The sequence below is a fragment of the Aquimarina agarivorans genome (genome assembly GCF_000218485.1).
GTDB lineage: Bacteria > Bacteroidota > Bacteroidia > Flavobacteriales > Flavobacteriaceae > Aquimarina > Aquimarina agarivorans.
Genome location: NZ_AFPB01000144.1, coordinates 40,484 through 50,172, shown reverse-complemented (window position 1 = coordinate 50,172; position 9,689 = coordinate 40,484). Strand labels below are relative to the sequence as shown.

Here is a 9,689-nt window from a genome sequence, read left to right as displayed (position 1 = left end):
GAAAATTGATCCTGCTACTGGGTTCATTTATATCATTTATTACGAACAAAACCCCAATAATGCCCCTTTGATAAATGTGAAGCTTGCCGTTTCTAAAAATGGCGCAAAAAGTTTTAAAAATTATACTATTTCCGAAAAACCATTCCACCCAAAAGGAGCTAACTTTTTTGGAGATTACAACAATATTGATGTCCAAAATGGAATTATTAGACCCATTTGGACTCAGGTTGAAAATGGCTTAGTGAGTGTTTGGACTGCTATTATTGAAGTATCTAATTTGCGATAATGCACATATACGATTTAAATGAACCACTATTGACCAAAAGCACCATAGTTTCGGTTATGACTAAAAGTCATTACTTTTTAAACATCAGTTTTTTGCAATTAGCTATTATTAACCCGACGGCAATAAATAGAGATTTTATGCTGCGTATTTTATATCCTTATGGTTAAAATATTTAGCTACTCTTTGGCTATTTTCAGTTAGCATTTTCATATGATTCTTGACATTTTCTTCAAGCTGTTTTTCGTTTTTAGGAGCAGGTTTTTCAGATAAAGCATATTTTAAATCACAGTTTAGATACTCATCAGGGTTTTTCTCTGGAGAATAAGAAGGCAAGAAGAATAACTCAATATGTTCCAGTTTTTCTTCAATCCATTTCTTTACTATTTTACTGTGATGAACTCTTAAATTATCTAGGATTAAAAATATTTTTTGTGTTTTATCCTTTGATAAGCTGTTCTAGAAATTCAATGAATCTATCAGCATTCATAGTTCCTGAGTAAATCATAAATTGAACACTTCCTTGATTAGTTACTGTAGAAATCATGTTTACAGAAAAACGTTTAGACATACTTTTCTTTACAGGCGTTTTTCCTTTGGGAGCATAAGAACGACCATGTTGATTAGCGTTTCTTACTCCTGTTTCATCACCCCATTGTATTTCTGCATTTTCCTCTTTAGCGCGTTTCTTAATGGCTGGATATTGTTCATCTAACCATAATTGCACTTTTTTAGAACATTGTTCGTAAGCTTGTTTCTTGGGTTTTTGAGGACTAAATCCCCAAGAGCGTAGATAATCCCCCATTGTATTTATCGCTAATTTTACACCAAATTCACGTTCCACTAATTCCTTTACAGCTTTGCGTGTCCATAAAGCAAAATCCAATTTTAGTTGATCTGGCATAACATCTGTAATCATGCGTTGGATCTCTAACTCTTGAGTGCTACTAAGTAATTTTTTATCCTCAGAGCTAACACCGCGCTTATTATCTGTCAACCCTTTAATCCCTTCTTTTTTTATGTTTTTTAACCCAATTAGTAATTGTGTTTGGGTTAACTCCGTACATCATAGCTACTTTTTTCTTTTGAACACCTGAATTAATTTGCTTGATCGCTCGTTTGCGTATTTCCTTTCTGCTTGCAGAATCTACTGATCTAAAATCCATATCCTTCAGAAGGAAAAGATACGAATAATATCGCACTTAATCTAATTATATTACCGCTATGTTAATAGCAGTATTTTAAAGCCAATAGCTAATTACTAATTGCCAATAGCTCTTGTAATATTTTTAGAAGCTAAAAAGTGAAATGCATTAAAATTGCATAGTTTTAATTAAACCTGAGACCAATAAAAAGATGCTTAATTTTTTAAAGTTCATACACATTAATATCAAACTAAGTATTACAATGTTGTTTTTAGTAAATTTAAAACTGTAATTTTGCAATGCTTGTTATTAACAATTTTTTAATGAAAAAAATTTTTCTAGAAACTCATAATATAAATAATCTAAAATCTGGATTTGGTCAATTTAATCTAAATTTGATTAAGGCTCTTGCTAATCAATCAGAGTTTGTAAATGATTACAAAATTATTTGTAATGATAATAAAAATAACGCAAAAAAAGAACTAGGAGAGCTTGTAATGTATCATAAATATTGGCAAATTACCCGATACCCTCTTTTTAAAGGAGAAAACCAAGTTTGATTTATGGCATTCTGTTAATCAGAATACTAAAATTGAACCTTTTTCCACATCTATCCCTTATCTACTTACGGTTCACGATATCAATTTTATGGAAGAAGATACAGGCGAAAAATTAGATTTTAGAATTAAGCAATTCAAAGAAAAATTAAACCGAAGTAATGCTATAGTTTATATTTCCGAATTTGCTAAAAAAAGCACGCACGCTCATTTTAACATTCCTGATATCCCTGAATATATAATATACAATGGAAATACACTCAACAATTCAAAAAGCATAAATTTTGATAAATCTAAACCAAAAATTTTACCTAGAAGACCATTTCTATTTACAATAGGACAAATGGTCGAAAAGAAAAATTTTCATACTTTAATTAATATGATTGATTTTTTACCCGAAATTGATTTGGTAATTGCTGGAGATACTAGAACAAAGTATGCTGAAAACTTAAACCAATTAATACAAAAGAAAGGATTAAAACAAAAAGTTCATGTAGTTGGTCGCATAAATGATCAGGATAAAATTTATTATTATAAAAACTGTATGGCTTTTACATTCCCTTCATTGAGAGAAGGCTTTGGTTTACCTGTATTAGAAGCTATGTCATTTGGAAAACCCACCTTTTTGGCAAATAAATCATCTTTGCCTGAAATTGGGGGGGAATATTCATTTTACTGGGATCATTTTGAACCTAGGTACATGTCAAATGTATTTAGAAATGGAATGACTAAATTTAATTCTAATAAAGATTTTTATATAAACAAGTATACTAAACATTCTCAAAAATTTACTTGGGAAAATGCAGCTAAGCAATATATTAAAGTTTATAAAAGCATATTGGAGAAAGCATAATCTTTATTTTCCTTTAAATTTTCTTACTCTATTTTTTAAAAACAAAACAAATTTTATAATCAAATTCTTTTTCATTCGATGTATGTCTCTTTTTAGGTGAGTTATTTCGGAGTTTGCTATTTGTAATTGATTTAGCAAATAAGCATCGTGGTTTTTATTGATTGTTAATTCATCAAAATTTATATACAAATGCTTTAATCTATTACTCATTATTCTTCCCACAGCCTCAAATGACAATTTGGATTTAATACTTTTTTCAGCATTAATCGATTTTTGATTTCTTAAATTTGAATTTTTATAAACTAATTTCAACTTTTTTACGGTATCTTCTAAAATTGGATGCCCCCAAATAGTCTTACTTGAAAAATTTGCATCTGGATTTTCAATTTTCCCTACATGACAATCCACCAAATAGCTATTATCATTATTCATGTATTCGGTATTCCCAGAATAATTAGATGCCAGGGTTGGCTTACCTAAATACATTGATTCTGCCAATGTCAATCCAAAACCTTCAGAATGATGCAATGATAAATAACAGTCACAATTATTAATTAGTTGATCGACATTATTTCGATCTAAATCAATATCTATAATTTTAATATTATCTCGCCCCTCAATGGAATCATGCAATTTCTTTTCTGCTTTTTTATAGTTAGAAGATCCTGATGTTTTTATAATTAATTCTACATCTTCGTCATTAGCAAAAGCTTCTGAAAATGCTTCTATCAAATGAAAAGGATTTTTTCTTTCAATTGAACTATGATAATTAAAAATAAATAAAAAACTAAACTTAGTTTCAGAAAAAAATATTAATGAGTTGTGATTTTGTATCGGTTTCAAATTTACTTCTACTGGATGAGGAACAGTTATAATAGGACCTTCATAATTTTTTTTAAATATATTTTTACAGTAAGTTGACGGTGTCCAAACTTCATTAAAAAGATTTATTGCTTTTTTCAATTCGCTAGTAACATATTCTGATTCCCAAACTAAAAATAAGATAGTGTATCTATTTTTAAAAAAATTAGGGGTTATTATGCTAAAAAAATGATCTATATCATTTAATGATATTTGCACCAAATTTATTGAATAATCAAATTTATATTTATAATCACTAACTCTTTTGAGCATCTCAAAATCAATTTCACAAATTGGCACTTTTGCAGATCTCAAAGCTTTGATATTTAGCCTAACAGCCTCTCCTAGACCAAATTTTCCATTCAAATAACCTAAAATGTTTATACCATTCATGTTAGATACTTAATAATAAATTAACTTTTTAATTAACTTCTAACGACTGCAACTTTACCAAGTTTGTATAAGTTCCATTCATTTTTAATAATTGTTCATGTGAACCCTGCTCGACAATACTACCTTTTTTCATGACAACAATTAAATCAGCATTTTGAACTGTAGATAATCTATGAGCTATTACGATAGATGTTCTATTCTCCATCATATTTTCCAAGGCATCTTGAACCACTTTTTCTGATTCTGTATCTAAGGCAGAAGTAGCTTCATCTAATATCATAATCGGTGGATTTTTCATTACTGCTCTAGCAATTGCTATTCGTTGACGCTGACCTCCTGAGAGCATCCTTCCTCCGTCTCCTACTGAGTTATTATATTGCTCAGGAAACTCGGATATAAAATCATGAGCATTAGCTATTTTAGCTGCTTCAATAATAGCAGCTTCTTGAGGGTTATCTATTCCTAAAGAAATATTATTAGCAATAGTATCATTAAATAAAATAGAATCTTGAGCAACTATTCCCATTTGCTCTCTTAAGGATTTTGTAGTAACCTCTTTGATGTTGGTACCATCAAAAGTTATGTTACCCTCAGTCACATCATAAAAACGCGTTACTAAGTTTGCCAAAGTTGATTTTCCGCTACCAGATTCCCCGACTAAGGCTACTGTTTTACCCTTGGGCACTGTCAAACTAAAATCCTTTAAAACATATTCATCTTTGTATTTGAATGATATGTTATTAAATTTAATTTCTTGATTGAATCCACTAATTACTTTAGCTCCTTCTTTATCCTTCAGTGGATTCTCTGTGTCCAATATAAATGCCACTCGATCATATGCCGCGTTCCCTCCTTGCAATGCATGATTTGCTTTTGTTATTGCCTTAGCTGGTGTCAGAATTTGATAAGCTAATCCCATATATGCAATGAATGCTCCTCCACTTAGGGTTTTATCAATTAATACCAACGAACCTCCATATATTAAAATTATTGAAATTACGAAAATTCCTAAAAATTCACTTGAAGGTGCCGCTAAACTCATTTTTTTTCCAATAGAATTATTCATTTTATTGATTGTATCTGTGAATTCAGTAAATCGCTTCACAAAATAATTTTCAGAAGTAAAATTTTTAACTACTTGAATTCCTCCTAATGTTTCTTCAATATTTGAAAGTAATTCTCCTTCCATTGCGAAAATATCACCAGACTGACTTTTTATAGACCTTCCTAATTTAGAAATTAAAAAACCTGAAACAGGTATAAAAACAAAAACAAAAAAGGTTAATTTCCAACTTATCAGTACCATTGCCACTAAAGTAAAAATAACTGTTAATGGTTCTCTTATCATCATTAAAACACTCATAAACGATGCTTTAATTGTATTTATATCCGAAGTCATGCGAGCAATTAGATCTCCCTTACGTTCATTTGAAAAAAAAGAAACATGTAAGCTTATCACTTTTCGATAAACATCCTGTCTCAAATCTTTAAGAATTCCATTATTCAAATAAGTCATATAAATAATAGATAAATAGCTAAATAAATTTTTAAGCAAAAAAGTACTTAATACAAAAGCCACCATCCAAATTAATGTAACTAATGGACCTTTTGACTCATTCGTATTTGTAATAAAATAATTCAAATAGTTCTCAAAATAGTCCAAATCAAAATCTTGAATTCCTTTAAATATTGGTTTTTTATGAATTTTTTCTCCATCCTCAAATAGAACTTTAATCATGGGAAGTAATGAAAGCATTGATATCGACGAAAACAATGCGTAAAGTATGTTGAATAAAACACTTAAAAATTGATATTTTTTATAAGGTATAACATACTTTAAAAATCTTTTAAAATTTTTCATCCATTAATAATGTCATCATTCAAAATTATTTTTTTTGAATTTTATATAAGATGTAAAATTACAAATTAAAACTCTCTATTCTTTAGATTATATTAAATTTGTAGCCCTAAAAAACTATTCTACAAGATTAATGATAAAAATAGATAATTATAATTGATTGTAGTTTCTCATAAACTACAATCATTACTCAAAAACCATTCCAGCCAAAAGTAAATGTTGATGAATTTGTTCTTGGTTCGAAAGACGAAGAAAAAATCGTTAGAAGCTGCAATAGTAAGAAGAAAAAGGCAGTAATAGCTGTCAAACTAACCAAAGAAAGAAAAGTAAAAAGAATAGATATTTTAATGAATTTTGTTTTAGAATTAACCGATCCCAAAGTAAATATTTCCAACAATTTAATAGTGAGGATGACTAAAGCTGATTAGTTTCAAAAAAAGTATACATTTCATGAATAATAATAAGTAAAATAAAATAGCCAAAAACAGAATTATACGTAGTTCCCCGATCCGAGTAAATAACTATTGAAGTTGCCGAAAGTGGTAAAGAAATTATAAGTAGTTTGATCCATTGCCATTTTTTTTGTTCAACCAAATAGAACAATAAAGGAATTCCTAAAAACCCCAAATAAGAATACGGTAAAGTTCTGGTTAACAATCTCATAATTCGTTTCCAAATAATGTCAGCATACCACAATGGATCATTTATAATATCCGCCAATACTTTTGCTTTCACGATAGGTTCATATTCTGGAATTTCATCAAATTTTACGTAATACAATTTTTCATCATCATAAAATTGATCTAAATGATATCCTCCATTATATTTTAAATTTAAACCATACTTATTATTCAAAATAGGCATAGCATAATTAAATGCTACCATATCATTCCACTCATACCCATATTTAGTATCAAAATCGCCCAGCCCACAAAAAACAGGATGCCAAACCATATGCCCCTTTATAACGCTACCATGGTAAACATGTCCTCCTTTGCTTGCAACTAACGCTGTAGTTTCAGCAAACTTACTTTTAAAATAAAACCTTAAATACTCTTTAGTGCTTTTAAATGAAAATAGTACTAATACCAAAGCAAGAACTTTAAACTTATACCCTAAATTGTTTGTAAGTATATAAATTAGTAGTAGCGAAAGTAAAACTACAGCTATCTCATTTCTTATTTCACTGAAAAAACCAATAAAAAAAGCTGATAAAATTGGAACCATTAGTTTGTAGTATAGGCTTGTTTTTTTATTGAAAAGAATAGGCAAATTAAGTCCTAAAATTATATAAAAAGTAGCTGGTAAAATTCCAAAGATATTCTCTCTGGTAAATACCTCAAACAAATAAAATGGTGTGGTATTTATACAAAAAATGAGTAGTAACCCAAACAATAATTTTTTTATTTCCCCAAAACCCCAACATAAACACAATAAACTAAAAATAAAAACAATTGTATTAAACAACCTAATTGAAGGCTTTTCTACTCCACCATCCAACCAGGCATTAGGTAAAAAAGCAAAAATTCGTGTGTTTTCTCCTAACCTAGACCAATGATAAAATTCCATGATCAAATCACTCCCTCTTTTTTCAATTTCTTGTGCTGCTCCTTTATCAGTATACACTAAATCTGTATTGATGGTTCCTAAAGGGAAATAACCGGTGTGGTAATAAAAATAAATGAATTTTTTAGCAAAATATATCGAAAAGGCGGAGGCATCTCTCCTAGACTGTTCTGCCGAAAATTTATGAGTATTAGATACCGAATAGATTACTAAATTAGATGCTATTATAGCAAACATCGCCAAATACAACCCAACTTTTTTATCAAAAAAGCGTTTAATTTTTTCGGTTTTTTCTAAAAAAAGCCATAATCTTGACAATCTGTTTGTAATTTAAAATTAGAATACAAAATACTGAAAATAGTGAGTTTATCAGCATTTTTACTTTTTTTTTAATTACCTCCTGACTTCCAAATCACTTTAACCAATAGTTTCAATGGATTTATTAGAATCAAACAACAGTAATAATGAGCGACGACACCCCTGGGAATTAGCCCGTATAGAAGTAGTAAAACATTTAATTACGCTTCAATTTCCTGATACTGATTTTTCGCAAATAAATGTTTTTGATATAGGCTGTGGAGACGCTTTTGTACTTGAGCAATTGACTACTCATTTTAACTTTAATGAATGTTTTGGTGTTGACACTGCTTTAAATAAATCAGATCTTATTGAAATTAATAAAATTCTAAATCCAAAAAGTATAACTATATATAACAATTTAAATGATATAAAAACTACCAAAAATAACCGAAAATCGATAGTATTATTACTGGATGTTATTGAACATATTGAAGATGATAAAGGTTTTACTAATTCACTAGCTAAAAATGAACTTTTTAATACGGATACAACATTCTTAATTACTGTACCTTCCTATCAAAAATTATTTTCAATCCACGATCATTATTTAAAGCATTATAGAAGATATACTAAAAAAACGCTTAAACAATTACTAGTAGCAAATTTTCAAATACAAACCTCTGGGTATTTTTTCACCTCTTTATTACTTCCTAGGATACTGGGTGTTTTAAAAGAAAAAATCACCAAACCAAAATTGATAACTAATACAGGGTTAACCAAATGGCAAGGAGGTAGCAATATCACTAAAATAGTTACAAAAATATTATTTATTGATTATTTAATATCTTTAAAAGTATCAAAAACAATCCCGCTTCCTGGATTATCAACCTATGCTGTATGCAAAAAAAGTGTATAATTATTCCTTGTTATAATGAAGAAAAGCGTTTGCAACTAGATAAGTTTATTTCTTTCCTTAAAAAAAATTCAAATACTCATTTTCTTTTTGTTAACGATGGGAGTTCCGATAATACAAAAGCTATTTTAACCGAGGTTGCGAGTACAAATGATAGAGTGCATTTTCTTGATTTAAGTAAGAATCAAGGCAAAGGTGAGGCTGTAAGGCAAGGGATGCTGAAAGCCTTTGAAGATACTAGTTTTGATATAATTGGTTTTTTGGATGCTGATTTGTCCACTCCATTAGAAGAAATTCCAAAATTGGCGACCCATTTAAAAAATGATGTTTTGTTTGTTTTTGGAGCTCGAATTAAAAAAATAGGCGCTTTTATTGATCGAAAAGTACACCGCCATATTTTAGGTAGAATTTTTGCAACCGCAGTAAGTTTAACTCTACATTTAAATGTGTATGATACTCAATGCGGAATTAAGTTATTTAAAAGAAAAGTGGTTTTTAAAATTTTTGAGACTCCGTTTTTGAGCAAATGGATTTTTGATATTGAAATTTTTCACAGGTTCTCTAATATTTGTAAACCAAAAACTATTAATCATACGGCTATTGAAGTACCAATTAGTGTTTGGAAAGATGTCAACGGCTCAAAATTAAAATTGATTGATTTTTTAAAAGTCCCTTTTGAATTACTTCTTTTCATCAAAAAAAAAAGATAACTAGTTTAAAAAACTAAGGTCAGCCCCATGATAAATTACTATTGTTAATGCTTAGAGCACTACAAATTTACCAATATAGCTGAAAACTTTAAATTGATAATCACTTCAAATACTGAATTTAGTTTTTTAAAAACAATTTATTTGAGTAACAGAAGCAGGACTAACACATCTAAAAAATTGTTAATTACAACCTACTTTCAAGTCATAATTAACAATTACTTTTCAAATAATTTATAGCTTAAATAAATTA

General features: G+C 29.0%; 10 protein-coding genes and 2 pseudogenes. 6 read left to right on the top strand and 6 right to left on the bottom strand.

Features of this window, described 5'->3' with window-relative positions:
• Window positions 1-286: pseudogene (locus GMC_RS0109520) on the top strand (sialidase family protein); the annotation flags it as partial.
• Between the two features lie 135 nt (window positions 287-421).
• Here the strand turns inward: GMC_RS0109520 and GMC_RS22560 are convergent.
• The 3 genes from GMC_RS22560 to GMC_RS22225 are packed head-to-tail and all read right to left on the bottom strand — an operon-like array spanning window position 422 to window position 1,449.
• Window positions 422-670: a transposase gene (locus GMC_RS22560; protein WP_262482006.1), complete on the bottom strand. Its 249-nt coding sequence runs from the start codon at window positions 668-670 to the stop codon at window positions 422-424.
• A 52-nt stretch (window positions 671-722) separates the two neighbouring features.
• Window positions 723-1,280 carry an IS630 family transposase gene (locus GMC_RS22555; protein WP_010521914.1) on the bottom strand — a complete coding sequence of 186 codons (558 nt, stop codon included), beginning with the start codon at window positions 1,278-1,280 and terminating at the stop codon, window positions 723-725.
• Window positions 1,281-1,284: 4 nt separating this feature from the next.
• On the bottom strand, window positions 1,285-1,449 hold the full coding sequence (locus GMC_RS22225; protein WP_238527961.1) for a transposase: 165 nt from the start codon (window positions 1,447-1,449) through the stop codon (window positions 1,285-1,287).
• Window positions 1,450-1,751: 302 nt separating this feature from the next.
• Here GMC_RS22225 and GMC_RS22220 point away from each other — a divergent pair, with 302 nt between their 5' ends.
• Both GMC_RS22220 and GMC_RS19605 read left to right on the top strand, forming a co-directional pair.
• Window positions 1,752-1,988 carry a hypothetical protein gene (locus tag GMC_RS22220; protein ID WP_238527960.1) on the top strand — a complete coding sequence of 79 codons (237 nt, stop codon included), beginning with the start codon at window positions 1,752-1,754 and terminating at the stop codon, window positions 1,986-1,988.
• An 88-nt stretch (window positions 1,989-2,076) separates the two neighbouring features.
• Window positions 2,077-2,838, top strand: a complete 762-nt coding sequence (locus GMC_RS19605) for a glycosyltransferase family 4 protein (protein WP_010521911.1) — start codon at window positions 2,077-2,079, stop codon at window positions 2,836-2,838.
• A gap of 3 nt (window positions 2,839-2,841) precedes the next feature.
• Here GMC_RS19605 and GMC_RS0109505 read toward each other — a convergent pair whose 3' ends face one another.
• Together GMC_RS0109505 and GMC_RS0109500 are read right to left on the bottom strand one after the other, a co-directional pair.
• Window positions 2,842-4,092 carry a glycosyltransferase gene (locus GMC_RS0109505; RefSeq protein ID WP_010521910.1) on the bottom strand — a complete coding sequence of 417 codons (1,251 nt, stop codon included), beginning with the start codon at window positions 4,090-4,092 and terminating at the stop codon, window positions 2,842-2,844.
• 28 nt (window positions 4,093-4,120) lie between these two features.
• Window positions 4,121-5,953, bottom strand: coding sequence for an ABC transporter ATP-binding protein (locus tag GMC_RS0109500; RefSeq protein WP_010521909.1), 1,833 nt, complete (start codon window positions 5,951-5,953; stop codon window positions 4,121-4,123).
• A gap of 194 nt (window positions 5,954-6,147) precedes the next feature.
• On the opposite strand from GMC_RS0109500, the pseudogene GMC_RS23250 reads away from it, so the two are divergent.
• Window positions 6,148-6,378, top strand: a pseudogene (locus GMC_RS23250) (IS1595 family transposase); the annotation flags it as partial.
• Here the strand turns inward: GMC_RS23250 and GMC_RS0109490 are convergent.
• A complete protein-coding gene (locus GMC_RS0109490; protein WP_010521908.1) occupies window positions 6,365-7,834 on the bottom strand; it encodes a hypothetical protein in 1,470 nt (489 codons plus the stop codon). The pseudogene GMC_RS23250 and the gene GMC_RS0109490 overlap by 14 nt on opposite strands.
• A 115-nt stretch (window positions 7,835-7,949) precedes the next feature.
• Here GMC_RS0109490 and GMC_RS0109485 point away from each other — a divergent pair, with 115 nt between their 5' ends.
• Both GMC_RS0109485 and GMC_RS0109480 read left to right on the top strand, forming a co-directional pair.
• Window positions 7,950-8,732 carry a methyltransferase domain-containing protein gene (locus GMC_RS0109485; protein WP_010521907.1) on the top strand — a complete coding sequence of 261 codons (783 nt, stop codon included), beginning with the start codon at window positions 7,950-7,952 and terminating at the stop codon, window positions 8,730-8,732.
• Window positions 8,714-9,439, top strand: coding sequence for a glycosyltransferase (locus tag GMC_RS0109480; RefSeq protein WP_010521906.1), 726 nt, complete (start codon window positions 8,714-8,716; stop codon window positions 9,437-9,439). Before GMC_RS0109485 ends, GMC_RS0109480 begins: the two co-directional genes overlap by 19 nt.
• Window positions 9,440-9,689: the final 250 nt, after the last annotated feature.

Bases quoted from the DNA above. Each gene is read 5' to 3' on its own strand.
- GMC_RS22225 (WP_238527961.1), bottom strand. From the start codon at position 1,449: ATGGATTTTAGATCAGTAGATTCTGCAAGCAGAAAGGAAATACGCAAA.
- GMC_RS22220 (WP_238527960.1), top strand. From the start codon at position 1,752: ATGAAAAAAATTTTTCTAGAAACTCATAATATAAATAATCTAAAATCT.
- GMC_RS19605 (WP_010521911.1), top strand. From the start codon at position 2,077: ATGGAAGAAGATACAGGCGAAAAATTAGATTTTAGAATTAAGCAATTC.
- GMC_RS0109505 (WP_010521910.1), bottom strand. From the start codon at position 4,092: ATGAATGGTATAAACATTTTAGGTTATTTGAATGGAAAATTTGGTCTA.
- GMC_RS0109500 (WP_010521909.1), bottom strand. From the start codon at position 5,953: ATGAAAAATTTTAAAAGATTTTTAAAGTATGTTATACCTTATAAAAAA.
- GMC_RS0109485 (WP_010521907.1), top strand. From the start codon at position 7,950: ATGGATTTATTAGAATCAAACAACAGTAATAATGAGCGACGACACCCC.
- GMC_RS0109480 (WP_010521906.1), top strand. From the start codon at position 8,714: ATGCAAAAAAAGTGTATAATTATTCCTTGTTATAATGAAGAAAAGCGT.